26 protein-coding genes and 2 tRNA genes are annotated in these 23,425 nt (G+C 70.5%); 13 read left to right on the top strand and 15 right to left on the bottom strand.

Annotated features, from left to right (window positions below; genetic code table 11):
• The first annotated feature begins 5 nt into the window (after positions 1-5).
• The 3 genes from fdhD to ACWDY5_RS35115 all read left to right on the top strand — a co-directional run bounded on the left by fdhD (position 6) and on the right by ACWDY5_RS35115 (position 3,076).
• Positions 6-836 carry a formate dehydrogenase accessory sulfurtransferase FdhD gene (fdhD, locus tag ACWDY5_RS35105; protein ID WP_283663519.1) on the top strand — a complete coding sequence of 277 codons (831 nt, stop codon included), beginning with the start codon at positions 6-8 and terminating at the stop codon, positions 834-836.
• Positions 837-851: 15 nt separating this feature from the next.
• Positions 852-2,030: a CaiB/BaiF CoA transferase family protein gene (locus tag ACWDY5_RS35110; protein ID WP_449726443.1), complete on the top strand. Its 1,179-nt coding sequence runs from the start codon at positions 852-854 to the stop codon at positions 2,028-2,030.
• A 128-nt stretch (positions 2,031-2,158) separates the two neighbouring features.
• Positions 2,159-3,076 carry an alpha/beta hydrolase gene (locus tag ACWDY5_RS35115; protein WP_449726444.1) on the top strand — a complete coding sequence of 306 codons (918 nt, stop codon included), beginning with the start codon at positions 2,159-2,161 and terminating at the stop codon, positions 3,074-3,076.
• On the opposite strand, the gene ACWDY5_RS35120 is transcribed toward ACWDY5_RS35115, so the two are convergent.
• From ACWDY5_RS35120 to tig, 7 genes are all read right to left on the bottom strand, one after another.
• Positions 3,048-3,881: a trypsin-like serine peptidase gene (locus tag ACWDY5_RS35120; protein ID WP_449726445.1), complete on the bottom strand. Its 834-nt coding sequence runs from the start codon at positions 3,879-3,881 to the stop codon at positions 3,048-3,050. The two genes, ACWDY5_RS35115 and ACWDY5_RS35120, sit on opposite strands and share 29 nt — an antisense overlap.
• Positions 3,878-5,218: a S8 family peptidase gene (locus ACWDY5_RS35125; protein ID WP_449726446.1), complete on the bottom strand. Its 1,341-nt coding sequence runs from the start codon at positions 5,216-5,218 to the stop codon at positions 3,878-3,880. The genes ACWDY5_RS35120 and ACWDY5_RS35125 overlap by 4 nt, the downstream gene beginning before the upstream one ends.
• A gap of 27 nt (positions 5,219-5,245) precedes the next feature.
• Positions 5,246-5,842, bottom strand: a complete 597-nt coding sequence (locus ACWDY5_RS35130; protein ID WP_449726447.1) for an RBBP9/YdeN family alpha/beta hydrolase — start codon at positions 5,840-5,842, stop codon at positions 5,246-5,248.
• A 91-nt stretch (positions 5,843-5,933) separates the two neighbouring features.
• Positions 5,934-7,214: an ATP-dependent Clp protease ATP-binding subunit ClpX gene (clpX, locus tag ACWDY5_RS35135; protein ID WP_252486570.1), complete on the bottom strand. Its 1,281-nt coding sequence runs from the start codon at positions 7,212-7,214 to the stop codon at positions 5,934-5,936.
• A gap of 231 nt (positions 7,215-7,445) precedes the next feature.
• Positions 7,446-8,078: an ATP-dependent Clp protease proteolytic subunit gene (locus ACWDY5_RS35140; protein WP_252486569.1), complete on the bottom strand. Its 633-nt coding sequence runs from the start codon at positions 8,076-8,078 to the stop codon at positions 7,446-7,448.
• 31 nt (positions 8,079-8,109) lie between these two features.
• On the bottom strand, positions 8,110-8,691 hold the full coding sequence (locus ACWDY5_RS35145; RefSeq protein ID WP_283666110.1) for an ATP-dependent Clp protease proteolytic subunit: 582 nt from the start codon (positions 8,689-8,691) through the stop codon (positions 8,110-8,112).
• A gap of 164 nt (positions 8,692-8,855) precedes the next feature.
• Positions 8,856-10,220: a trigger factor gene (tig, locus tag ACWDY5_RS35150; RefSeq protein WP_449726448.1), complete on the bottom strand. Its 1,365-nt coding sequence runs from the start codon at positions 10,218-10,220 to the stop codon at positions 8,856-8,858.
• A 252-nt stretch (positions 10,221-10,472) separates the two neighbouring features.
• On the opposite strand from tig, the gene ACWDY5_RS35155 reads away from it, so the two are divergent.
• Together ACWDY5_RS35155 and ACWDY5_RS35160 are read left to right on the top strand one after the other, a co-directional pair.
• Positions 10,473-11,075: a hypothetical protein gene (locus tag ACWDY5_RS35155; RefSeq protein ID WP_449726449.1), complete on the top strand. Its 603-nt coding sequence runs from the start codon at positions 10,473-10,475 to the stop codon at positions 11,073-11,075.
• Positions 11,076-11,088: 13 nt separating this feature from the next.
• The gene (locus tag ACWDY5_RS35160; RefSeq protein WP_449726450.1) at positions 11,089-11,679 is read left to right on the top strand and encodes a response regulator; all 591 of its coding nucleotides are present in this window, start codon (positions 11,089-11,091) and stop codon (positions 11,677-11,679) included.
• Positions 11,680-11,806: 127 nt separating this feature from the next.
• Here the strand turns inward: ACWDY5_RS35160 and ACWDY5_RS35165 are convergent.
• Positions 11,807-11,880 (bottom strand) — tRNA-Pro (locus tag ACWDY5_RS35165).
• A gap of 71 nt (positions 11,881-11,951) precedes the next feature.
• On the opposite strand from ACWDY5_RS35165, the gene ACWDY5_RS35170 reads away from it, so the two are divergent.
• From ACWDY5_RS35170 to ACWDY5_RS35180, 3 genes are all read left to right on the top strand, one after another.
• Positions 11,952-12,025: transfer RNA gene (locus tag ACWDY5_RS35170), tRNA-Gly, on the top strand.
• A gap of 172 nt (positions 12,026-12,197) precedes the next feature.
• Positions 12,198-12,842, top strand: a complete 645-nt coding sequence (locus ACWDY5_RS35175) for a TetR/AcrR family transcriptional regulator (protein ID WP_449726451.1) — start codon at positions 12,198-12,200, stop codon at positions 12,840-12,842.
• Positions 12,826-13,323, top strand: a complete 498-nt coding sequence (locus tag ACWDY5_RS35180) for a nuclear transport factor 2 family protein (protein ID WP_449726452.1) — start codon at positions 12,826-12,828, stop codon at positions 13,321-13,323. Before ACWDY5_RS35175 ends, ACWDY5_RS35180 begins: the two co-directional genes overlap by 17 nt.
• Here ACWDY5_RS35180 and ACWDY5_RS35185 read toward each other — a convergent pair.
• The 3 genes from ACWDY5_RS35185 to ACWDY5_RS35195 all read right to left on the bottom strand — a co-directional run bounded on the left by ACWDY5_RS35185 (position 13,316) and on the right by ACWDY5_RS35195 (position 16,063).
• A complete protein-coding gene (locus tag ACWDY5_RS35185) occupies positions 13,316-14,689 on the bottom strand; it encodes a YDG/SRA domain-containing protein (RefSeq protein WP_449726453.1) in 1,374 nt (457 codons plus the stop codon). The genes ACWDY5_RS35180 and ACWDY5_RS35185 overlap by 8 nt on opposite strands.
• 93 nt (positions 14,690-14,782) lie before the next feature.
• On the bottom strand, positions 14,783-15,451 hold the full coding sequence (locus ACWDY5_RS35190; protein ID WP_252486564.1) for a lysophospholipid acyltransferase family protein: 669 nt from the start codon (positions 15,449-15,451) through the stop codon (positions 14,783-14,785).
• Between the two features lie 72 nt (positions 15,452-15,523).
• Positions 15,524-16,063, bottom strand: coding sequence for an NADAR family protein (locus tag ACWDY5_RS35195; RefSeq protein WP_449726454.1), 540 nt, complete (start codon positions 16,061-16,063; stop codon positions 15,524-15,526).
• A gap of 73 nt (positions 16,064-16,136) precedes the next feature.
• Between ACWDY5_RS35195 and ACWDY5_RS35200 the strand changes: the two genes are divergently transcribed.
• A complete protein-coding gene (locus ACWDY5_RS35200) occupies positions 16,137-16,712 on the top strand; it encodes a suppressor of fused domain protein (RefSeq protein ID WP_449726455.1) in 576 nt (191 codons plus the stop codon).
• A 413-nt stretch (positions 16,713-17,125) separates the two neighbouring features.
• Here the strand turns inward: ACWDY5_RS35200 and ACWDY5_RS35205 are convergent, their stop codons facing one another.
• Complete coding sequence (locus tag ACWDY5_RS35205; RefSeq protein WP_449726456.1) at positions 17,126-17,857, bottom strand: maleylpyruvate isomerase family mycothiol-dependent enzyme; 732 nt, start codon at positions 17,855-17,857, stop codon at positions 17,126-17,128.
• 59 nt (positions 17,858-17,916) lie between these two features.
• Between ACWDY5_RS35205 and ACWDY5_RS35210 the strand changes: the two genes are divergently transcribed.
• Positions 17,917-19,122 carry a GNAT family N-acetyltransferase gene (locus tag ACWDY5_RS35210; RefSeq protein ID WP_449726457.1) on the top strand — a complete coding sequence of 402 codons (1,206 nt, stop codon included), beginning with the start codon at positions 17,917-17,919 and terminating at the stop codon, positions 19,120-19,122.
• 103 nt (positions 19,123-19,225) lie between these two features.
• Complete coding sequence (locus ACWDY5_RS35215; protein ID WP_449726458.1) at positions 19,226-19,963, top strand: hypothetical protein; 738 nt, start codon at positions 19,226-19,228, stop codon at positions 19,961-19,963.
• Here the strand turns inward: ACWDY5_RS35215 and ACWDY5_RS35220 are convergent, their stop codons facing one another.
• Genes ACWDY5_RS35220 through ACWDY5_RS35230 form a run of 3 tightly spaced genes read right to left on the bottom strand, consistent with a single transcriptional unit; the run spans position 19,964 to position 21,620 of the window.
• Positions 19,964-20,770 carry an Fpg/Nei family DNA glycosylase gene (locus tag ACWDY5_RS35220; protein ID WP_449726459.1) on the bottom strand — a complete coding sequence of 269 codons (807 nt, stop codon included), beginning with the start codon at positions 20,768-20,770 and terminating at the stop codon, positions 19,964-19,966. It abuts the gene before it with no gap.
• Positions 20,771-20,786: 16 nt separating this feature from the next.
• A complete protein-coding gene (locus ACWDY5_RS35225; RefSeq protein ID WP_449726460.1) occupies positions 20,787-21,128 on the bottom strand; it encodes a hypothetical protein in 342 nt (113 codons plus the stop codon).
• An 18-nt stretch (positions 21,129-21,146) separates the two neighbouring features.
• Complete coding sequence (locus tag ACWDY5_RS35230) at positions 21,147-21,620, bottom strand: ribose-5-phosphate isomerase (protein WP_449726461.1); 474 nt, start codon at positions 21,618-21,620, stop codon at positions 21,147-21,149.
• Positions 21,621-21,686: 66 nt separating this feature from the next.
• Between ACWDY5_RS35230 and ACWDY5_RS35235 the strand changes: the two genes are divergently transcribed.
• Entirely contained in the window at positions 21,687-22,448 is a 762-nt protein-coding gene (locus tag ACWDY5_RS35235; RefSeq protein ID WP_449726462.1) for a 2-phosphosulfolactate phosphatase, read from the top strand.
• Between the two features lie 13 nt (positions 22,449-22,461).
• A complete protein-coding gene (locus ACWDY5_RS35240; RefSeq protein WP_449726463.1) occupies positions 22,462-23,277 on the top strand; it encodes an MBL fold metallo-hydrolase in 816 nt (271 codons plus the stop codon).
• Positions 23,278-23,425: the final 148 nt, after the last annotated feature.

The raw sequence follows: 23,425 nt of genomic DNA on the forward strand, positions 1-23,425 counted from the left end.
CTCGGATGGGACGGGTCACGGCACGTCGCCCGGTACTGCGGATCTCCCCCAAGGGGGTCGTCCGCAGACCCGACTCGCTCGCGGTGGAGGAGCCACTGGAACTGCGGGTCAACGGCCGCGCGCTGGCGGTCACCATGCGCACCCCCGGCCACGATGTCGAGCTGGCACACGGGTTCCTGCTCACCGAGGGCGTGCTCGGCGCGGCCGCGGACGTGCGCACCGCGCGCTACTGCTCGGGCACCGACGACGAGGGCCGCAACACCTACAACGTGCTCGACGTGGCGCTGGCCGAGGGCGTCGCGCCACCGGAGACCGGGGTGGAGCGCAACTTCTACACCACCTCCTCCTGCGGCGTGTGCGGCAAGGCGGCCCTGGACGCGGTCAAGCTGAAGACCCGCTTCTCCCCCGCCGCCGACCCGGCCCGGATCACCCCCGCGGTGCTCAGCGGGCTGCCGGAGGCGTTGCGCGCCGCGCAGCGGGTCTTCGACGCCACCGGTGGCCTGCACGCCGCCGGACTGGCCACAGTGGACGGTGAACTGCTGGCCGTGCGGGAGGACGTCGGCCGGCACAACGCGGTGGACAAGGTGCTCGGCTGGGCGCTGCTGGAAGGCAGGGTCCCGCTGGCCGGGCACGTGCTGGTGGTCTCCGGCCGGGCCTCCTTCGAGCTGGTGCAGAAGGCCGCGATGGCCGGGGTGCCGGTGCTGGCCGCGGTGTCCGCGCCCTCCTCGCTGGCCGCGGAGCTGGCCGCCGAGCAGGGCATCACCCTGGTCGGCTTCCTGCGCGGGCAGTCGATGAACGTCTACTCCGGCACCGAGCGGATCGTGCTGGACGACTGACCCACACTGGGACCCGTGCAGCCACTTGAGGGAACCACCGTGCTCGCCGTGGAGCAGGCCGTCGCCGTGCCCTACGCCACCCGCCTGCTCGCCGACCTGGGCGCCAGGGTGATCAAGGTAGAGCGGCCGGGCGGCGGCGACTTCGCCCGCGGCTACGACACCGCCTGCGGCACGGTGTCCAGCTACTTCGCCTGGGTCAACCTCGGCAAGGAGTCGATCACCCTCGACCTCAAGCACCCGGACGGCCGGGCCGTGCTGGACCGGCTGATCGAGCGCGCCGACGTGGTGCTGTGCAACCTCTCCCCCGCCGCCGCGGGCCGCCTCGGCCTGACCGCGGACGCCCTGCGCGCCGAGCGGCCCGGCCTGATCGTCGGCGAGCTGTCCGGCTACGGCGAGCAGGGGCCCTACGCCGGGCGCAAGGCCTACGACGCGCTGATCCAGTCCGAGGCCGGGCTGATCGAGCTCACCGGCGAGGGCGAGGTCACCGGCCGGGCCGGGATCTCGGTGGCCGACATCGCCGCCGGGGTCCAGCTGCACGCCGCGGTGCTGGCCGCGCTGCTGCGCAAGGGCCGCACCGGCGAGGGGGCCACGCTGCGGCTGACCCTGCTGGAGGCGCTGGCGGAGTGGATGCACCAGCCGATGCTCTACGCCACCGGCACCGGGACCGTCCCGCCGCGCACCGGCGCGCACCACGCGAGCATCGCGCCGTACGGGCCGTTCCGCTGCGGCGACGGGCAGAGCGTGCACCTGGCGGTGCAGAACGACGGCCAGTGGCGGCGGCTGTGCGCGGTCACCGGTCAGCCGGAGCTGGCCGAGGACCCGCGCTTCACCACGGTGGCCGGCCGGGTGGCCGCCCGGCCCGAGCTGCACGCGGAGCTGCAACCCGCCTTCGACCGCACCAGCGCCGCCGAGCTGCTGGCCGCCCTGGACGACGCCGACGTGCCCGCCGCCCGCACCCGCACCGTGCTGGACCTCGCCGAGCATCCCCAACTGGAAGTTCGGGACCGCTGGGCGGAAGTGCCGGTTCCGGACAACGGCACGGTCCGGATGCTCCGCCCGCCGGTGGACGACTCCGGCTCGGCCTGGACCCCGGTCGCGGTCCCTGACCTGGGCGAACACAACGATCTGGTGCTGAACTGGCTCGGCTATCACCCGGAAGAGATCAACAACCTCCGGCAGACCGGGGTTATCTAGTCACATTCAGTGACAGTGTGTCCTGAATCACCCCCACCTGTGGCGAACCAATCGGTCAAAGATGACGTCTGCCATGTAACACAAACGGAGCAGTCAACGGTTTCTCTCTGTGAGGGGGTGTGCAGGGGATGCACGAACGTCAAGGCAGGGGGCTCGTCTCCCGGCGCACGGTGCTGTGGGGAGCACTGGCCGGGGCTGCCGCGGTCGCCGGAGTCGGCGCCACGCTGAGTCACCAAGATCAGCTGGGTCAGGTCGACCCGAGTGTGCTGCGCACGCTGGGCACCGCCGGTTCGGCGGGCACCACCAAGCCGGGCAGCAACGGCACGGTGCGGGTGGAGCGGGTCTTCTCCCCGCACCGCAACCGCGAGGTCGACCTGGTGACCATCTCGCCGCAGGCCGACCGGACCGGGCTGCCGGTGTGCCTGCTGCTGCACGGCCGCTTCGGCACCGCCCGCAACGCCGCACCGGCCGCGCTGCCCTCCGCACTGGCGAGCGCGGTGGCCAGGGGCACGGTGCCGCCGTTCGCCTTCGTCGCGGTCGACGGCGGCGGCAACAACTACTGGCACGCCCAGCCCGGCGACAACCCGATGGCCATGCTGCTGGAGGACCTGCCCCGCTGGCTGGCCGAACGCGGCCTCGGCGGCGACGGCCACCCGTTCGCGGTGGCCGGTATCTCCATGGGCGGCTTCGGCTCGCTGCTCTACACCCGCCGCCGCCAGGAGCGCGGCCGCCCGGTGCGCGCGGCCGCGGCCATCTCCCCCGCGCTGATCACCAACTGGGCGGAGATGAACAAGCGCAAGGCGTTCCGGGACAGCGTCGAGTGGGAGTCGATGAACCCGTTGCGGCACATCGACAAGCTCGGCTCGGCCAGGGTCGGCCTGTGGTGCGGCACCGAGGACAGCTTCATCGAGGGCACCCGCCAGTTCATCCGCCAGGCCCGGCCGCTGGTCGGCGCCACCGGTCCGGGCCGCCACGACGGCAGCTACTTCGACCGGGTCAGCCCGGACATGATCCGCTTCATCGGCCGCCACCTGCCCCCGGTCTGACCTGCTGAGCCCGCTGGTAGAGCGCCCGCGCCTGGTCGCCGAGGTAGGGGCTGTAGTTGTGCAGGACCTCGTCGCCGCCGAACTGGAAGCCGCCGACCAGGCCGACGACCTCACCGCGCGCGGTGAGCCACGGCCCGCCGCTGGTTCCGGTCAGGTAGCCGCGGCAGTCGAACCCGCGCTGGGTCCTGCTGAACTCGGCGGTCCAGTTCCGGCAGGTCACCGGCCGCTCCTCGCGCACCGGATAGCCGAGCACCTCGACCACCTGCTCCCGCCGCGAGTCCAGCAGCAGCCGCTGCGCGCCGGTCCGGTCCTCGATGCCCTCGTCGACGACCAGCACGGCCACGTCGTGGTCCGGATCGGCCCGCTCCCGCCACTGCGGGCTGACCACCACCTCGCGCACCGGCCAGGTGCCGTGGGGCCGCAGGCCGTCCCGGTAGCCGGGCACGAAGGCCACCCGCTGGCGCGGCGGCCCGGTCTCGTTCTCGAACATGCAGTGCGCGGCGGTGAGCAGCAGGTTCCGGTGCCTGCTGGCGATCACCGTCGCGGTGCAGAAGTGCGGCCCGGCCCCGCTGTCCAGGAACAGCGCGCCGACAGTGGGCCGCCCGTCGCCGGCCACCGCGGCCGGCGGTTTGGGCGGCCGGGGCGGATAGCCGTGATCACCACCCGCCGTGCCCACGCTGGCAGGCACCACGAGCAACGCCAGCACCGCCCCGGCCAGCGGCCACCGCACCAGCCCGCCCCGCGGCCCCGGCCCGCCCAAGCCGCCCCGCCGCCCCGGCCCGCCCGAACCGCCCCGCCGCGTCATCCCGCGCGCACCGCCTTCGCCGCGTCAACCAGTCCGTACCCGTAGAAACTCGTCCGCCCCTGCCCATCCATCGTGCACCGCGCGTCCCCTTCCGGACAGGCCATCGGCTGCACCCCGGTCCGCAGCAACAGCTCCGTCAGCCCCCTGGGCCCCACCTGGCCGTACTTGCTCGCCAGCAGCGCCAGCACCCCGGTCACCTTGGGCGCGGCCGCCGAGGTGCCGCCAAAGGACCCGTAACCGCCCTCTGGCGTGGTGGACAGCGGCATCGCCGGGCCCTCACCGGCCGGGGGCACCTGAGCCCGGTCACCACCGGGCGCGGTCACCCGCACCACCCCTGCGCCCCAGTCGCTGTAGCCGGACAGCTTGCGCTGGTAGCCGATCGCGGACACGGTGACCACCTCGGGCAGCTGGTTGGGCAGCATCCGGCAGTTCTTGTCGATGGTGTTGCCCGGCGGGCGCAGCGGGTCGGTCTTGGGATCGGTCAGGTCGGCGGCGAAGTTGCCCGCCGAGGACACGTGCAGCACCCCGCTGCGCGTCGCGTGCCGCACCGCCCTGGTGATCGCCTCGATGGCCACCTTCTCCCCTGCCCGGTCCGAGCACAGGAAGGCCCACGGCCCGCTGGACCAGCTGCCGTTGGTCAGGGTGAACCGGTGCCTGGCCGCCCACATGAACCCGCACACCACGCCCTCGGGGTCCATGTACCCGTCCGGCCGCATCAGCTGCACCGAGGCGATCCGCACCCCCGGCGCCACCCCGGTGATGCCCTTGCCGTCCGCGGCCGAGGCGATCACCCCGGCCACCCCGGTGCCGTGCCCGTGCTTGGGCCCCCAGGCCGCCGGGCCGGTGTCCGGCCTGCCGGTCTCGCAGCCCGCGGACAGCGCCGGGTCCAGCGCGTGCGCCAGTTCCGGGTGCCTGCCGTCCACCCCGGTGTCCAGCACGCCGACCACCACGTCCCGGCGGCCGGTGGTCACGGTGTGCGCCAGCTCAGTGCGCAGCATCCGCATGTCCCACTGCTCGCCGGTGCGGTCCGGCTCCCCGGCCGCGGCCAGCGCACTGGCCGCGGCGACCGGACCGCGGGCCTTGGCCGCGCTGAACGCCCGGTCCACCCCGATCCGCCCGTCGAACCCGGCGTCCGCACTGGTCACGGCCACACCGATCTCCGGGTAGTACTGCACGGGCGTGCCGCAGTGCGCGGTCAGCTGCCGCTGCACACTGGCGTTGGGCGTGTGCGGGGCGAACAGCACGGTGTAGGTGAAGTCCGGGGGCGCGCAGTCCGCGGGCGCGGCCAGGGCCGGGGTCCCCGGCACGAGCAGCGCCAGCGCGGTCAGGACGGGCACAGAGCGAAGGATCACCCGATCGTTCTACTACGAGCGCGCCCCCGCCGGGCTGTTCCCACCCAGGCTCGGCACCTGTCCCAGCGTCCAAGCCAGCACTTCCGGCCAAGCCCCGAACCCGGCGTCCTCGTTGAGGTGCTCCCCGCCAGGCACCAGGTCCAGCTCCACCCCGAGCCCCCTGGCCAGCCCCATCGCCTCCAGCCGGGAGCAGTACGGATCGCCCTGCCCCGCCACCAGCCGGGTGATGCTCGCCGCCCGCCGCAGCGCCCGCGAGTCCACCGGAGCCGGATGCAGCCCGCGCACCTCCGGATGCCGCCACCCCGGCCCCGGCGGCGCCACCAGCAGCACCCGGTGCGCCCGCCGGTCGCGCCCGTCCACCCCGGCCGCGTGGTGCAGCCACAGGTTCGCGCCCAGCCCGTGCGCGAGCACCACCAGGTCAGCCGAGGGCGGCGCGGCGGCCAGGCTCGCCCGCAGCACCGGCAGCCACTCGCCCAGCTCCGCCCCCGGCAGCTCCGGCGCGTCCACGGCCACTCCCAGCCCGCGCAGCTGCCCGGCGAGCCAGCTCAGCCAGTGCCCACGCCCAGCACCCCGCCACCCGGGCAGTAGGACCACATGCAGCGCTCGCATGATCCACAAATACCGCGCGAAGCCCCCTGCCGGGCTGTCTCGACGAGCAAGACAACCTGATCAGGGGGCTTCGTGAAGAGTGTGCTTCCGCTCAGGCCGACTTGTCTCGGCGCTCGCGGCGGCTGGGCTGGCGGGAGACGATCGTCGGGTTCACGTTCTCCCGGACGGTCTGCTCGGTGATGACCACCTTGGCCACGTCGGTGCGGCTGGGGATGTCGTACATCACCGGCAGCAGCACCTCCTCCATGATCGCGCGCAGCCCACGGGCGCCGGTGCCACGCAGCACCGACTGGTCGGCGATGGCCTCCAGCGCGGTCTTGGTGAACTCCAGCTCCACGCCGTCCATCTCGAACAGCTTCTGGTACTGCTTGACCAGCGCGTTCTTCGGCTCGGAGAGGATCTTGACCAGGCTCGGCTTGTCCAGGTTCATCACGCTGGCCACGATCGGCAGCCGGCCGATGAACTCCGGGATCAGCCCGAACTTGATCAGGTCCTCCGGCATGACCTCGCCGAAGACGTCAGTGGTCTCGATCTCGGCCTTGGACCGGATCTCGGCGCCGAAGCCGACCCCGCGCTTGCCGGTCCGCTCGTGCACGATCTTCTCCAGGCCCGCGAAGGCCCCGGCCACGATGAACAGCACGTTCGTGGTGTCGATCTGGATGAACTCCTGGTGCGGGTGCTTGCGCCCGCCCTGCGGCGGTACGCTCGCGGTGGTGCCCTCCAGGATCTTCAGTAGCGCCTGCTGCACGCCCTCGCCGGAGACGTCCCTGGTGATCGAGGGGTTCTCGCTCTTGCGAGCGATCTTGTCCACCTCGTCGATGTAGATGATGCCGGTCTCGGCCCGCTTGACGTCGTAGTCCGCGGCCTGGATCAGCTTCAGGAGAATATTCTCGACGTCCTCGCCGACGTACCCGGCCTCGGTCAGCGCGGTGGCGTCCGCGATGGCGAACGGCACGTTCAGCAGCTTCGCCAGGGTCTGCGCGAGGTAGGTCTTGCCGCACCCGGTGGGACCGAGCATCAGGATGTTGGACTTGGCGATCTCGATGCCGTCGTCCCGGCCATCCCGGCCCCGGTCACCAGCCTGAATGCGCTTGTAGTGGTTGTAGACCGCCACCGACAGCGTGCGCTTGGCCTCGTCCTGCCCGATCACGTACTGATCGAGGAACTCGTGGATCTCCAGCGGTTTGGGCAGCTCGTCAAGCTTGACGTCGCCCGCTTCCGCCAGTTCCTCCTCGATGATCTCGTTGCAGAGGTCGATGCACTCATCGCAGATGTACACGCCGGGGCCGGCGATGAGCTTCTTGACCTGCTTCTGGCTCTTGCCGCAGAAAGAGCACTTGAGCAGGTCTCCGCCGTCACCGATACGTGCCATGGCCGCTGACCTCTGTCCCCTCTGGCGCGCCCTGCCGACGCGCCTGGCCGTGTTCGCTGTTGACGGTACCCGCACTACCCCGGCAAGCGGGAGGTCGACAAGCTCTCTGAAGCATCCAGACCTGTCACTGAATACTTCCGAGTGCCCCAGCCTCCCCCGAGCACGCCGAGCACCGCCAGTCCTAGCGGGTGCTCGGCGTGTCGCGGATCACGGGTACCGCTTGGCTCCTTGTCAGGACTGGGCCGCGGACAGCTTCCGGTACGGCAGCACGGTGTCCACGATGCCGTATTCCTTCGCCTCTTCCGCGGTCAGGATCTTGTCGCGGTCGATGTCCTGGCGGACCTGCTCCGGCGTCTTGTCAGTGTGCCGGGCCAGCGTGGACTCCAGCTGGCGGCGGATCCGCTCGATCTCCCGCGCCTGGATCTCCAGGTCCGACACCTGACCGTACACGCCCTCGGTGGAGGGCTGGTGGATCATGATCCGGGCGTTCGGCAGCGCGCCGCGCTTACCTGGAGTGCCCGCCGCCAGCAGCACCGCCGCCGCCGAGGCCGCCTGGCCGAGGCAGAAGGTGGCGATGTCCGGCCGGACGTACTGCATGGTGTCGTAGATGGCCATCAGCGAGGTGAAGGACCCGCCGGGCGAGTTGATGTACATGGTGATGTCGCGGTCCGGGTCGTCGGACTCCAGGAACAGCAACTGGGCCATGACGTCGTTCGCCGAGGCGTCGTCGATCTGCACCCCGAGGAAGATGACCCGCTCCTCGAAGAGCTTGTTGTAGGGGTTGGACTCCTTGACCCCGTAGCTGGTGCGTTCCACGAAGGACGGCAGCACGTAACGGGACTGAGGGCGGTAAAGCTCGCTCATCTTGAGTTACTCCTCGTACTCGTGCTGGCGCTCAGCCGCGCGGCAGCTGGCTGGCGGAGCTGGCCACGTGGTCGATGAAGCCGTACTCCTTGGCCTCCTCCGCGGTGAACCAGCGGTCGCGGTCGGAGTCGGCGATGATCTTCTCGACCGGCTGTCCGGTCTGCGTGGCGATCAGCTCGGCCATCTCGCGCTTGTGCTTGATCAGCATCTCGGCCTGGATCGCGATGTCCGCGGCGGTGCCGCCCAGACCGGCCGAGGGCTGGTGCATCATGATCCGCGCGTGCGGCAGCGCGGAGCGCTTGCCCCTGGCGCCCGCGGAGAGCAGGAACTGACCCATCGAGGCGGCCAGGCCCATGGCCACGGTGGCCACGTCGGGCCTGATCAGCTCCATGGTGTCGTAGATGGCCATGCCCGCGGTGACCGAGCCGCCGGGGGAGTTGATGTAGAGGTAGATGTCCCGCTCGTCGTCCTCGGCCGCGAGCAGCAGCAGCTGAGCGCAGATCTGGTTCGCGATGGTCTCCTCGACCTGGGAGCCCAGGACGATGATGCGCTCACGGAGCAGCCGCTCGTACACCGAGTCGTTGAGGTTCAGCCCTGCGCTGCCCGCGCGCATCTGGGGCGCCGGGACGGTCGGGTACTGCGTCACGTGTGCCTGCCTTTAGGTCTGGAGGATCTCTACAAACGACCCTAACGAACGCGGGCGGTGTCGTACTCCCGACACCGCCCGCGTTCGCTAACAGCGTGTTCCGGAATTAATTCGGCAACCCGCGTTGATGATCACTCAGCGGAGGCTTCGGCCTTCTCGGCCTCGTCCTTCTTGTTCACGTTGCCGAACAGCTCGTCCAGGTCGACCTTGTTGCCGGAGGCGTCGGTCACCGTGGCCTGGGCCACCACACCGGCCAGCGCCTTGCCGCGGCGCACGTCGGCGTAGATCGCGCCGAGCTGGCCGGACTGCTGGGCCCGCTGCACGTACTCGTCCGGGCTGATGCCGAAGCTCTGCGCCTGGTAGACGATGCGCTCGGTCAGCTCGTTGTCCGAGACGGTGGTCTGCTCGGCGTCGGCGATGGCGTCCAGCACCAGCTGGGTCTTGACCGTGCGCTCGGACTCGGCGCGGGTCTCCGCGTCGAACTCCTCGACGGTCTTGCCCTGGGTGGACAGCCACTCGGCGAAGCGGGCCTCGTCGTGCTCGAAGCGGTGCACCGCGTCGTGCTTGCGCACCTCGACCTCGGCGTCCACCGCGGCCTCGGGCATCGGCACCTCGGTGGCCTCAAGGAGGGCCTCCAGGACCTTGTCCCGAGCCTCCATGCCCTGCTGCATGGCCTTGACCCTGGCGAGCCGGGTCCGCAGGTCGTCCTTCAGCTCGTCCAGGGTGTCGAACTCGCTGGCCAGCTGGGCGAACTCGTCGTCCAGCTCGGGCAGCTGCCGCTCCTTGACGGTCTGCACGGTGACGTTGACCGAGGCCTCGCGGCCGGCGTGCTCACCGGCCACCAGGGTGGTGGTGAACGACTTGGTCTCCCCGGCCGACGCGCCCACCAGGGCCTCGTCGATGCCCTCGACGAGCTGGCCGGAGCCGATCTCGTAGGACAGGCCGTTGGTGCGGGCGTCCTCGACCTCGTTGCCGTCCACCGTGGCGGACAGGTCGACCGAGACGAAGTCGCCGGTCGCGGCCGGGCGCTCGACGCCGACCAGGCTGCCGAAGCGAGCGCGCAGCTCGTCCAGCTGGCTGGTCACGTCCTCCTCGGTGACCTCGACGTCCTCAACGGAGACCGTCAGCTCGCCGAAGGCGGGCACGGTGATCTCCGGACGGATGTCGACCTCGGCGGTGAACTCCAGGCTCTGCCCGTCCTCGATCTTGGTGACCTCGATCTCGGGGCGGCCCAGCGTCTTGACCTCGCCGGCGTTGACGGCTTCCAGGTACTTCGCCGGAATGGCCTCGTTGACGACCTCGTCCAGGACAACGCCACGGCCGAGGCGGTTCTCCAGCACCCGCGCGGGCGCCTTGCCCGGCCGGAAGCCGGGGATCCGAACCTGCTTGGCCAGCTTGCGGTATGCCCGGTCGAAGCTCGCCTTGAGCTCGTCGAACGGCACCTCGACGTTGATCCGGACGCGCGTCGGGCTCAGCTGCTCGACGGTGCTCTTCACGTATTCTCCTCGTGCGAACAAAAACAGGCGCGTGCCAACACCCGCACGCCAGCGGCGCCGGGTCCTCCGGCGAGTCTAAGCGCACCCGCCGAGTACTTCGGTCGCGGGTGCGCCAACGCCCCGTGAACTGGCCGCGCAGCGTGATCGAGCGCTGACCCCGCGTCGCCGGAACCGTTGTGCCCGACCCCCCGCTTGCCTACGCTCGGTTCCGGATCATCCCGCCGCCGGTCCGTTCAGGGAGAGGGCGAGTCGATGACGAGATCCCGTTGGCGGCAAGAACTTCCGGCGCTGCTCGCCGGGCTGCTCCTGGTGGCGGCGTGCGGCGGCCAACCAGACCAGTCCCCGAACGCGCACGGCGCGCACGGCGTCCCGACCAGCGCCGCAGGTGGCCCGCGCGCCGGTTCGGCCGCCCTCGGCGAGGCGATGCCCTCGATGACCGCGCTGATCGACTGGATGAAGCAGAAGACCGGCGCCTGCGCCGATGCCAAAACTGTCAGCAAGGCGGAGCTGCCCGGCTACCTCGGCGAGGTGCGCGCACTGCGGTACGAGCCGTTCATCGCCGAGTGGGCCACTTGCGCGGTGCCGGAACACGCCAAGATCGGCCTGGTGCTGCTCAAACCTGACAAGATCAAGTCCATGCAGGAGTTCTGGCTGCGCGGTCTGCGCGAGGGCGCCATCACGGAAAACCCGGACTTCGGCTTCGGCAACGGCTTCGCGGTCACCTCAGCCGAGTTCGGCTCGGAGAAGCTCGGCCTCCGCCACCTGTGGTGTAAACCGATGGCGGGCGTGCAAGCGGACACCTTCCCCGCCGACGCCGAAGGCTGCGTCTTCGCCGCCCTGCCCGGCCACCACTGAGCCCTGTCCCCCCATGCCGCCGCCCCTGCGCATCCTGATCGCCGACGACCATCCCCTGTTCCGCATCGGCCTGCGCGACCTGCTCCGCGGCGACGGCCACGAGATAGTCGGCCTGGCCGCCGACGGCTTCGAAGCGGTCCGCCTGGCCGCCGAGACAGCCCCCCACCTGGTCCTGATGGACCTGGCCATGCCGATCATGGACGGCTACGAGGCCACCACCAAGATCCTGGCCAGAGACCCCAGCATCAGGGTCGTGGTCCTCACCGTCTCCGAAGACCAAGAGGCCATCCTCAAGTCCATCAAGGCAGGCGCCACCGGCTACCTGCTCAAAGGCGCGGGCCCCACAGAACTCAGAGCAGCCATCGACCAGGCCTGCACCGGCGAACCCCTCACCGCCCCAGCCCCACCCCACGAGCTGACAGACCGAGAACACGAACTACTACGCCTACTGGCAAAACGCCTGGACACAGCCACAATCGCCGAACACTTGCTGGTCAGCCCCAAAACAGTCCGCAACACCATCAGCAGACTCCAGAACAAGCTGGGCCTACCAGACCGACACGCCCTGATCCGCTACGGCGTACAACTAGGCCTGGACGACTGACCACACACGCAACCAGGCTGGTTCAGCACCAACCGCACCGTGGGGGTCCGGGGGCTCGGCCCCCGGTGTGACCATGGAGCCGAGGTGGCCTGCGCGTTCCGCAGGCACACCTCGGCCCGAGGTGGAATCGGGATGACAGGATTTGAACCTGCGACCCTCCGCTCCCAAAGCGGATGCGCTACCAAGCTGCGCCACATCCCGGGGTACCGCGTGCAGACCATACCGTGCGACCCGCTACCCTTACACCGGAGCCCAGGCAACCGGGCTCCAACGCGGGCGTAGCTCAATGGTAGAGCCCTAGTCTTCCAAACTAGCTACGCGGGTTCGATTCCCGTCGCCCGCTCCACGCCGCACGCCCCGTGGTCGCGCTTTGCGCTTCCCCGGGGCGTTTCGCCATTTCAGCGGGGGCCGAGCCCCCGCGCCCCCACGCCGGCGGGCTTTGCCCCCGGACCCCCTTCTGGGCTCGCTTCGCGTCGCTACCTGACAGTGGTTAGGTTTGATGGTAGGTTACCTAACTGATGTCAGGTAACGGTGGACGTAAGCGTCTTAGTCCTGCTGAGCGGCGGGGGGTGATCCTTCGGGCTGCTGGTGGGGTGTTTGCGGCTCGGGGGTATGCGGGGGCCTCTATGCGGGAGGTGGCTGCGGCTTCGGGGGTTACTACGCCGGTGTTGTATGACCACTTCGCGGCCAAGGACGCGTTGTACCGGGCCGTGATTGAGGAGCATGCGGCTGGGCTGAACCTTGCTTGGGGGGCTCCGCCTGCCTCGTTGTCGCCAGAGGGGTTGGTGCGGCACACGTTGTCGCTGATCTTTGGGTGGATCGAGCGCAATGAGGTGGGGTGGCGGTTGTTGTTCGGCGAACCGCCCGCTGATCCGGCTGTCGCGCCTGCCCACCAGCGTGGTCAGGACGACGCGTCGGCGGCGCTGACCGCGCTGCTGCACCGGATTCCCCACCTCGACCTGCCGTCGGGACTGTCCCGCGACCAGGGCGCGACTGCCCTCGCCGAGGCGACCAAGTGGACGGTGAACGCGATGGCGTCCTGGTGGCTGCGGAATCCGGAGGTGACCCGGTCGCAGATCGAGGCGCTGACCGCGGACCTGATCTGGCGCGGACTGCACGGACTGACCACTACCGAGGGGAACCACGATGAGCACGACAACTGAGCGCTACCGCACCGCGGGCGAGGCCGGGGACCTGGCGGGAGTGCTGGCGACACTGGCCGAGGACGTAGTGCTGCACTCGCCGCTGACCACCCGGGTGCGGTTCGAGGGCAAGGCCGAGGTGCGCGCGGTGCTGACCGTGGCCCTGCGGGAGCTGAAGGGTCTGCGCTACCGGGCGGACGTGGGAGATTCGCGGACGCGGGTGTTGGTGCACACGGCGACCGTGGGCGGGCAGGAGCTGGAGGAGACGGCTCGGGTCGAGCTGAACGCGGAGGGGCTGATCTCCTCGATCACGCTGTCGGTGCGGCCACTGCCAGGGCTGACGGCGTTGATGGCGGCGTTCGCGGGACCGATCGCGCGCGAACTGGGCAAGCCGCGCTGGGTGGTACTGGCACTGACCATGGCCAGCAAGCCACTGGCGCTGCTGACCAGGGTCGGAGACCGGCAGCTAGTGCCACTGGCGACCCCGGACCGGCCTAGCTGATGGCACGGTTGCGGAAGTAGTTCCGGTGCCAAGCCAGGTATTCCACCTCGATGTTGTGCCCGGCGACCGTCACCAGCTTGCCCATTTCTTCGCCGGTGATCTCGTCAACGATTGTCAGGTCATCCTCAATAAGGACGGCACCGCGATCAAAGAGGGCGTGATGGTTCGGACACAGACAGAGGGTGTTCTCAGGTACGTCCGGGCCATCAAACGGGATACCCAGCGGCTTGATGTGTGCCGTCTCCGCATAATAAGAATTCGGCACTTCTAGCCGCAGGCTGCAGATCTGACATCTACTGTCATGCTTCTTCTTGACCCACTTGACCACCTTGATGGATCGATCGATCTTGTTGCTGAACTGCGGCTTACGCCCTGGCTTGACCGCACCAGCCGGCGCAGCCTTCTCCGCCTTGACTACCGCCTCAGCCAGCGGAACCTCGATACCAGAGAGGGCGTACTTGACCATCTTGTAGCGCCACACAAGGAAGCCGGACTTGCCCTTTTCGGACCAGTACGCCGCCACGCGATAGAGGCCGTCGTATCGATATCCCGACTCCGGAGAAAATCGAGGATCCCCCTTGTAGCCGCGAATAACCCGAACGGGCTCCCCTTGCTCATAGCTGATCGCCAATGCCTTGTTGCCAAGAGTTAGCGTCTGATCTGCAATTTGCTTCTTTTCCTCGTTGCCACCTTGACCTGTGTAGATGATGACGTCACCTAGGTCATCGTCATCCTCGTATCCACCATTGACGACGATGGACTGGGCGCATTCATTTTGCCTGCCGCAGATGCCAGCCTGGCGTTGGCGATGCACGTGGGCGTAGAAGGCCGCGTCCCGATCGACGAAGTGGGTACCTACCGGCGCCCAAGGCACCTCACCAAAGCGGTCGAAGGTGAGGTCGCCCAACTGCACGGCGGCCAGCAGTGCCTCGGGGTCTTCGCCGGGAAAGTAGCGGTCGATGATCTTGCCAGCGAAGGCGTTTCGCCGGCCGTGGTCTGTGGCCAGAGTGCGGTACACCGGCTCGGTCAGACCGCCAGAAGGCTTGTTGCGCGTCAGCCACCTTGCCACGCCGGAACTGTGCGCCGCTGGCACCGCCTCGCTGTGTCCGTCCAGCTCCCAGAACGCGGTGTGTGCTAGCGCAACAAAGGGATACTCCGGACTCGCCTTCGCGCCGGGGCGACCGAACTTATCGAGCAACTCGGTGAGCTCCGCTCGGACCGACTGCCACGGGGTCATCCGCGCCGCGCCGCGTGCTGCTCGGCCGGCCGCCCACAACAACAACAGCGGCTGATGGCGCGCAGGTTGTCCGGATGCGGTGTTGACCCGCAACCTGTCCAGCAGTCCAACAATGTCCAACCCCGCCACGGCCAGCCCTCCCTGCTGTCGCACGTGGCGAAGACACTACCGAGAAGTGCCGAGCAGAGCGGAAAAATTCAGCCCAAGCGGGAAAGAAGCGGATCAGGCGGCGGCTGGGGGCTTCTCGTAGCGGTCGACGTACTCCTGGCCCGACAGTTCCATGATCTGGTACATGATCTCGTCGGTCACCGAGCGCAGGATCGGCAGGGACTCGTTCATCCCGTCGTACCGGTTGAACTCCAGCGGCTTGCCGAAGTGGATGGTCACCGGGCGGATGCGGGGGATCTTCTTGCCGACGGGCTGGAGGCGGTCGGTGCCGATCAGGCCGACCGGGATGACCGGGGCGCCGCTGGTGAGGGCCAGGCGGGCGACGCCGACGTGGCCGCGGTGCAGCTGGCCGTCGCGGGAGCGGGTGCCCTCGGGGTAGATGCCGAAGGCGCCGCCTGCCTGCAGGACCTCCAGGGCGGTGTCCAGGGCCTGGCCGGCGGCTCGGCCCTTGCCGCGTTCGACCGGGATCTGGCCGAGGGCGGTGAAGACCCAGCGCATGATGGCGCCCTTGACGCCCTTGCCGGTGAAGTACTCGGCCTTGGCCAGGAAGGCGACCTGGCGGGGGACGACCAGGGGGAGCATCAGGCTGTCGGCGAAGGACAGGTGGTTCGCGGCCAGGATGAACGCGCCCTTCTTGGGCAGGTTGTCCAGCCCGATCACCGTGGGGCGCCACACCAACCGGACCAGCCGACCCAGTAGCCGCTTGAGCAACCTGTACAGCACCGAACCTCCTCGACACGCCTGCCCACTGAGCCTACGTCCTCAGGTGACAGGCGTTTGACGGCCCGGTGACGACTACGCGGCGGTGCGCAGGCGGTCGCGCACCGCCATCAGGGCGAAGCCGAGCAGGTTCTCCCCCGGCCACTGCGCCGGGTCACCCGCCCTCGGGTCGTCGGCGGCCAGGCCGATGCCCCAGACCGGGTCCAGCGGGCTGGCCTCGACCAGGACCCGGTCGCCGGTGGCGAGCAGGTAGGCGCCGAGGTCGGGGTGCTGGGTGAACTTGAGCAGGTTGCCCGCGACCACGATGTCGAACCGGCGGGCGGCCCAGGTCGCCGAGTCGAAGGAGCGGACCTGGCGGCCTAGGGTCTTGGCCTCGCCAGGGTTGTCGGCGGCCAGGATCTTGGCCGCGGTGTCCTGGTCCTCGAACAGCAGCGCCTTGTGGAACATCATGTAGTGCTCTGCGCTGCGCAGCAGCAGGCCGTCGTCGTCCAGCTCGACGGGCCACCACTGGCTCAGGCACCCCTGGCCGGCGCTCCCGTCGGGCTCGGGCCGGTGGCCCCAGAACAGCAGCAGCTCGGGCCGGTCCGGCCGGGCCAGCAGATCGGCCTTGGTCATGGCGGAGATCCTGCCACCGGTTCACGCCTCTGCCCCACAGACATCCGCCCCTGGCCGGGGCAGACTCCGCCTGGTGCAGCTGATCCGACACCTGGAGCGCCACCTCGGCCCGCCGGAACGCGAGTGGGACACCGACGACACCGGCGCTCCGATGCCGTTCCGGATCGCCCAGTTCGGCCCGGACCGGCCCTTCGGCGGGGTGCGCACGCACGCCACCATCGGCCTGTCCGCGCACCGGCTGGACCTGCCCGGCGGCTGGGTGTGGCAGGAGCTGGTCATGCACACCAGGGACGGGCAGCTGCAGGAGTTCGTGCCCGCGCTGCTGGACCAGGTCGGGGCCGAACTGCTCGGTTCCAGGCACGGGCTGGCGCGGGGGCAGGTGATCGGGCCGAGGGGGCAGATCTTCCCGGTCGGTGAGCTGACCGCGTTCTACGCGGCGTTACCGGTCTATCTGCCGGACGAGTTCCGGACGGTCACGGTGGGCGAGCGGCCGGTGCAGCTGACCTGGCTGATCCCGATCACCAGCAGCGAGGCCAAGTTCGCGCATCGTGTCGGCTGGGCACAGTTGGAGCAGGCATTCGAGAACGAGGACCCGGATCTGACCGATTTCCACCGGCGCGGCGTTTCGGCGGCTCGCCAGTTCGAATAGCGGGAATGGGGAAAGCCGCGCTGGTGTCCCGCTAACGAGGAGGAACACCAGCACGGCGTCCTGCTATCTAGCCACCTGTGGTGACGTCCACTCCTTCGAGCTAGCAGTTCTCGGGGATTTGTTCGGTTTTCCGTGCGGGTCGCGGGCCGCACAGGCCGTTAGTTAACCGGGAATTCCGGCGGCTGTCGCTTCCCGAACGAGTGAGACCTCAAACACTCCTCGTAGTCGGCCAATACCGACCGCGACGGTGACAAGCAGTGACATCGATCTTGCCACCATCTGGTCGCCACACCCTTCTCGGGTGATAGCTGAGAGTCACGAGTTATTCCACTGAACGGGTGGTCACGCGAAGCCCGGTCGGGCAGGGTGGCACCTCGCACGAGGCGGAAACTCACCTGGTTGGCGCAGCGCGATCAGGTGACGGCGGCGACCGCGGACCGGAGCGCGGCCACCGCGGCCGGGTCGCCCTCGACGGTCAGCTCGGCCGGGTCACCCTCGGTGGTCAACCCGGCCGCCCCGCCCCGGCCCCACAGCCACCGGTCCAGCGCATCCGCCGGGCCGCGCAGCACCGCGTCCGGCTCGGCGCCGTCGCAGAAGTCGACCACCACGGGGTTCAGTCCAACCGTCCACTCCCGGCCCGGAACCTCAAGCCGCACAACGTGTTCACCGCTGACGGCCGGGGGCTGGTGGGCGCCCAGCCACAGCGTGAGCACCTCGTCCACCCCGTCCGCGGCCAGCTCGGCGGGGACCGGGGTGACCGCGCCCAGCGCGGACTCCGCATCCACCCGGTGGATCACCGCCTCGTGCGCCATCCGCCGGAGCCAGAACCCCAGCGTGCGGTCCCACGGGCACCAGGTCGGGCACGGCCGGTCGGCCTGGCCGGGGTCGAGCAGCTCCAGCAGGGTGACCGAGGCGGTGGCGAAGGCGTCCGGCGCGGCCGCCGGGACCGGTCTCGGCGGATGTCTGCGGCCGGTCCGGATCCAGTCCGCGACCAGCCCGAACACCGAGGCCAGGTGCGCGGTGAGCGCGTCGGTCGTCCAGCCTGGACAGGCAGGCACCAGCGCGGACGGTCCGGCCGAGGTCACGGCGGCCTGGAACTCAGCCACCGCGGTGCTCAGTGCCGCGTGCAGTGCTTCGGGGCGCATCAGCCCACCCTGCCCAAATCCGTTCGCGCCCGTCCACAACCTGCGGTAGCAACACGGGCATGACCTCAACGCTGACGGTCCGCCCGCTCACCACCTCGACCCTGTCCGAGCACCTCGACATCTGCCGCACCGCCTTCTACGGCGAGCCCGACGACCCCGCCCGTGAGGCCCAGCTCCGGATGTGGGACCCGGCCCGCTTCCGGGGCGCCTTCGACGGCGCGGAGCTGATCGGCGGCGGCGGCATCTGGCCGAGGCGGATGACGCTGCCGGGCACCGGCGCGCACTCCTTCGCCGGGGTCACCATGGTCGCGGTCGCGCCTGGGCAGCGCAGGCGGGGCGCGCTCACCGGGGTGATGCGCTCGCTGCTGCACGACCTGCACGCCGAGGGCGGCGACCCGTTCGCCGCGCTGTGGGCCTCCGAGGGCGGCATCTACGGCCGGTACGGCTACGGCATCGCGGTGGAACGCCTGGAGATCGAGATCGACAAGGGCGCCCGGTTCCTGCCCACTGTGGACACCGGGACCGACCGGGTGCGCGAGGTGTCCAGGGAGGTCGCCGAACCGCTCATGCGCGAGCTGCACGCCAAGGTGGCCGCGCAGACGCCGGGCTGGCTGGAGCGGGACGCCGACGCCTGGCACTACCGGCTGCTCGACGGGACGCAGCAGCGCAACGGCCGCCAGGCCTTCCGGTTCGCGGTGCACCCCGAGGGCTACGCGCTGTTCCGGATGCACCAGCGCCAGGTGCTGGCGGTGGAGGTGCACGAACTGGTCACCACCGGCCCGGTCGGCTACGCCGCGCTCTGGCGGCACCTGCTCGACGCGGACCTGGCCGGCCTGGCCGACTACTGGTGCGCCCCGCTGGACGACCCGCTGCCGCACCTGCTGGCCGATCCGCGCGCGGCCAGGCTCGGGCGCCGCGACGCGCTGTGGGTGCGGCTGGTCGACGTGGACCGCGCGCTGCCGCTGCGGCGCTACGCCGGGCCGCTGGAGACCGTGCTGGAGCTGACCGACGAGTTCTGCCCGTGGAACGCTGGCCGCCGGCGGCTGCGGATCGGCGCGGACGGCCACGCCGAGGTGACGCGCACCGAGGACGAGCCGGAGCTGGCGCTGAGCACGACCGAGCTGGGCTCGGCCTTCCTCGGCGGGGTGCGGCTGACCGCGCTGGCGGCCGCGGGACGGGTGCGCGAGCTGCGGCCGGGCGCACTGGCCCCGCTGAGCCGGGCGTTCCTGACAGATCCGGCGCCGCACACCGTCGAGATCTTCTGAGTGCCCTGGCTCACCCGACGGTGGGGAACGGCCCGGGCGGGTAGCCCGTTGGAGAGGGTGACCGCGGGAGCCACCCGCGGCGCCCTGCTATCGGGAGGCACCCTTGAGTACGGCAATCGTGCTGTTGCTGCTCGCCGTGGTCATCGTTGGCGCGGTGCTGTACGCGTCCCGGCAGAAAGCCGCGCGGGCACAGCAGCAGCTCAACGACGAGAAGGCCGACGCGCGCCGCTGGATCGAGCGGCTGGGCGGCCAGGTGCTGAACCTGGTCGGCACCAACGAGGCGGCCCGGCAGGCGCTGGCCGACGCCTCCGGCAGCTACACCGCGGCGGGCTCGCAGATCGAGCAGGCCACCTCGGCGGCGCAGGCCCAGCTGGCCAAGCAGACCGCGATGGAGGGCCTGTACTACGTGCGGGCGGCCAGGGTCGCGATGGACATGGACCCCGGTCCCGCCCTGCCCGACCTCAACGGGCAGCGCAGCGCGGGCACGGTGTCGGAGGACCGCGAGGTCACCGTGGAGGGCCACCAGTACGCGGTGGCGCGCACGCCCAGCTCGCACACCCCGCACTACTTCCCCGGCGGCATGGTGGCCGGCAGGCCACTGCCGCAGGGCTGGTACAGCGAGCCGATCTGGAAGCCCGCCAGGGCCACCGGTTCCTGGGGCTCGGGCGCGGGCATGCTCTTCGGTGCGATGTTCGCCGGGATGGCGGGCGTGGCGATCGCCAGCATGGCCGGTGACCTCATCGGCGGCATCGGCGAGGGCCTCGGCGACATGGGCGACAGCCTGGCCGACGGTTTCGGCGACTTCGGCGGCATGGACTTCGGCGGTGGCGACGACTGGTGATCAGTCCGGCTGGCAGCCGGGGCACCAGTAGAGGTTCCTGCTGACCAGCTCCGCCATCGCCACCGGGGTCCCGCACAGCAGGCAGGGCAGTCCGGCGCGGCGGTAGACGTAGACCTCGCCGCCGTGCCGGTCCATCCGGGGCGGCCGGCCGGTCGCTTCGGGCAGGTGCTCGGGACGCACCGTGTCGATCCGGTTCGCCCGGACCCCGTAGTTCATCAGCTCGACCAGGTCGGCCCAGATCGCCTCCCACTCGGCGCGGGCGAGGTCGCGCCCCGCGCGCAGCGGCGGGATCTGGTGCCGGAACAGCACTTCGGCGCGGTAGACGTTGCCGACACCGGCGAGCACCGACTGGTCCATGAGCAGTGCGGCGATCGAGGTCCGTGACTTGCTGATCTTCGCCCAGGCGCGGTCCGGATCGGCGTCCGCGCGCAGCGGGTCCGGGCCGAGCCGGGCGCGCAGGGCATGCAGTCCTTGTTCCCCGAGCAGTCGGCAGGCGTTCGGGCCGCGCAGGTCGGTCCAGTGCTCCGGACCGACCAGGCGCATCCGCACCTGGCCCTGCGGCGGCTCCACCGGCAGCTCGCGCTCGCTGAAGCTGCCGTACAGCCCCAGGTGCACGTGCACGGTGACATCGCCGTAGTGGTGGAACAGGTGCTTGCCGTGCGCCTCGGCCGACTCGAACACCCGCCCGTCCACCACGGCCGCCTCGGTGGCGAACCGGCCCTGCGGACTGGACACCGCCACCCGGCGCCCGGCGAAGTGCCGGTGGTGCAGCTGGGCGAAGCGGTGCACGGTGTTGCCTTCCGGCACGATCACTCCTCGTCGGCTACTTCGGCCACCAGGCGATCACGGACTGGATCGCGTAAGCCAGCAGGCAGTAGCCACACACTACGAACCCGCGCAGCGCCGCCGAGGCCCGGTCCGCGGTCTCCCGGTGCTTCAGCCCCAGCCACACCCCGGCCACCGCCGCCACCAGCACCAGGACCACCGCGGCCAGCATCATCTGCAACCCCACGCCGAGCACGCAGTCCGGCTGCCCGCACGGCGGGTCGCCCGGCCCGGCCAGCCACGGCACCAGTGCCGCCTCGCCGAAGTAGAGGGCCAGCACGCCCAGGAGCGTGCCGAAGGTCGCGACCACCGGGGTGGCCAGCCAGGCAGATCGACTCACCCGGCTGGCTTACCCAACTCAGGCGCTCGGCAAAGCAGGCGGCTCGCCGGTGCGCTCGTACTCGCTGAGCAGACCGATCCGGCGGGCGTGCCGCGGCTCGGCGGAGAACTCGGCGGCCAGGAACGCCTCCACGATCGCGGTGGCCTCCTCCGTGCTGTGCATCCGCGCACCCACCCCGGCGACCAGGGCGTTGTTGTGCTGGCGGGACAGCTGGGCGGTCTGCACGCTCCAGGTCAGCGCGGCACGGCAGCCGGGGACCTTGTTCGCGGCGATCTGCTCGCCGTTGCCGGAGCCGCCGACCACCACGCCGAGGCTGCCCTCGTCGGCGACCACCCGGCGGGCGGCCTCGACGCAGAACGGCGGGTAGTCGTCCTCGGCGTCGTAGGTGTGGGGGCCGACGTCGACCACCTCGTGACCCTGCTCGGTCAGGTGGGCGACGAGGTGGTTCTTCAGCTCGAAGCCTGCGTGGTCGGAACCAAGGTAAACGCGCACGGGCACGCAGTCTGCCAGCTCCGATATTCGCCTGACCTGGGCGGTCGGCTTTGCGAGGCTGGTCACATGACGGTCTTCGGGCAGGACGGCTTCCGGGTGCGGCTGGAGTGGGGCGGCGAGGGCGTGGCGATGCTGGCGCCGCGGTGCGCGGTGCTGGTCGTGGTGGACGTGCTGGTGTTCACCACCACGGTGGACGTGGTGGTCGGCAGGGGCGCGCGGGTGCTGCCCTTCGCCAGCGCCGACGAGGGCGCGCAGCGGGCGGCGGAGGCGCGCGGCGCGGTGATCGCCGGGCTGGGCCTGCACACCAGCCCGACCGGCTCGGTGGCCACCAAGGAGAAGTGGTCGCTGCGGCCCTCCTCGCTGACCGGGGTGCCCGAGGGCACGCTGCTCGGCCTGTCCTCGCCCAACGGCGGCACGCTGTGCGCACGGGCGGCCGCGACCGGCGCCACCGTGCTGGCCGGGTGCCTGCGCAACGCGAGCGCGGTGGCGGCCAAGGCCCTGGAGCTGGCCGGGGACCGGCCGATCGGGATCATCGCCGGCGGCGAGCGCTGGCGGATCGACCCGGCCCGGCCGCTGCGGCCCTCGCTGGAGGACTACCTGGGCGCGGGGGCGATCGCGCACGGGTTGCGGCACGGGCGCTCCGGCGAGGCCGAGCTGGCCGCGACCGCGTTCGCCGCGGTGGCCGACCGGGTGCCGGAGCTGCTGGCAGACTCCGTGTCCGGACGGGAGCTCACCGAGGCCGGGCTGGCCGCGGACGTCGAGCTGGCCGGCGCGGTGGACAGCAGCACGGCGGCACCGGTACTGGTGGACGGGATCTTCGGCGCCTAGGGAAGGACGTGCGGTGGACGGTCGCTGGGTCGAGGTCGCCGAGGGTGTGCTGGTCCGCAGGCACACCGAGCTGGACCTCAACACCGGGCTGGTGCTCGGCGAACAGGGCTGCCTGGTGATCGACACCCGTGGGGACGGGGTGCAGGGCGCGGAGCTGGCCGCCGCGGTCCGCGAGGTCACCCCGCTGCCCTGGCGGGTGGTGCTCACGCACGCGCACTTCGACCACAGCTTCGGCGCCTCGGCCTTCGCACCCTGCGAGATCTGGGCGCACCAGCGCTGCGGTCCGGCGCTGGCGGCGGGCGCCGAGGCGGACAAGAAGGCCTGGAGCGAGTACTACCGCGAGCAGGGCCGCCCCGAGGTGGCCGAGGCGATCCTGGCCGCCGAGCCGGTGCCGCCGACCCACCCGGTGGCCGAGCGGACCGAGCTGGACCTGGGCGGGCGGGTCGTGGAGCTGTTGCCCACTGAGCACGGGCACACCGACCACGACCTGCTGGTCTGGCTGCCCGAGGTGTCGGTGGTCTTCACCGGCGACCTGGTCGAGCAGGGCGCGCCACCGGCGTTCAAGGGGTCCTGGCCGCTGGCCTGGCCGGCCGCGGTGGAGCAGGTGCTGGCGCTCAAGCCCTCGGTGGTGGTGCCGGGGCACGGTGAGCCGGTGGACCGGGCCTTCGTGCGGGAGCAGCTGGCCGAGCTGAGCCGGGTGGCCGAGCTGTGTGCCGAGGTCAGCGCGGGGCGGCTGGATCGCGCTGCGGCACTGCGTCGCTCCCCGTACCCTGAAGACTTCACCGCAGATGCACTCCAAAGTGTTACCAATCACTCTGGCCACGCCTAGCAGCACCGAATACTTGTGACACTGAGCCATTGGTCTGTTGCGTAAAGTCCGACAGCACCTACTCAATCGGGCGTCACCTCGCCTGGCTCGGTGAGCTGAACTATGCTCCGTGTGACAAGTGTCAAGTCAGCGTCGTAGGTGACTCCCT

This window comes from Crossiella sp. NPDC003009, assembly GCF_053591555.1.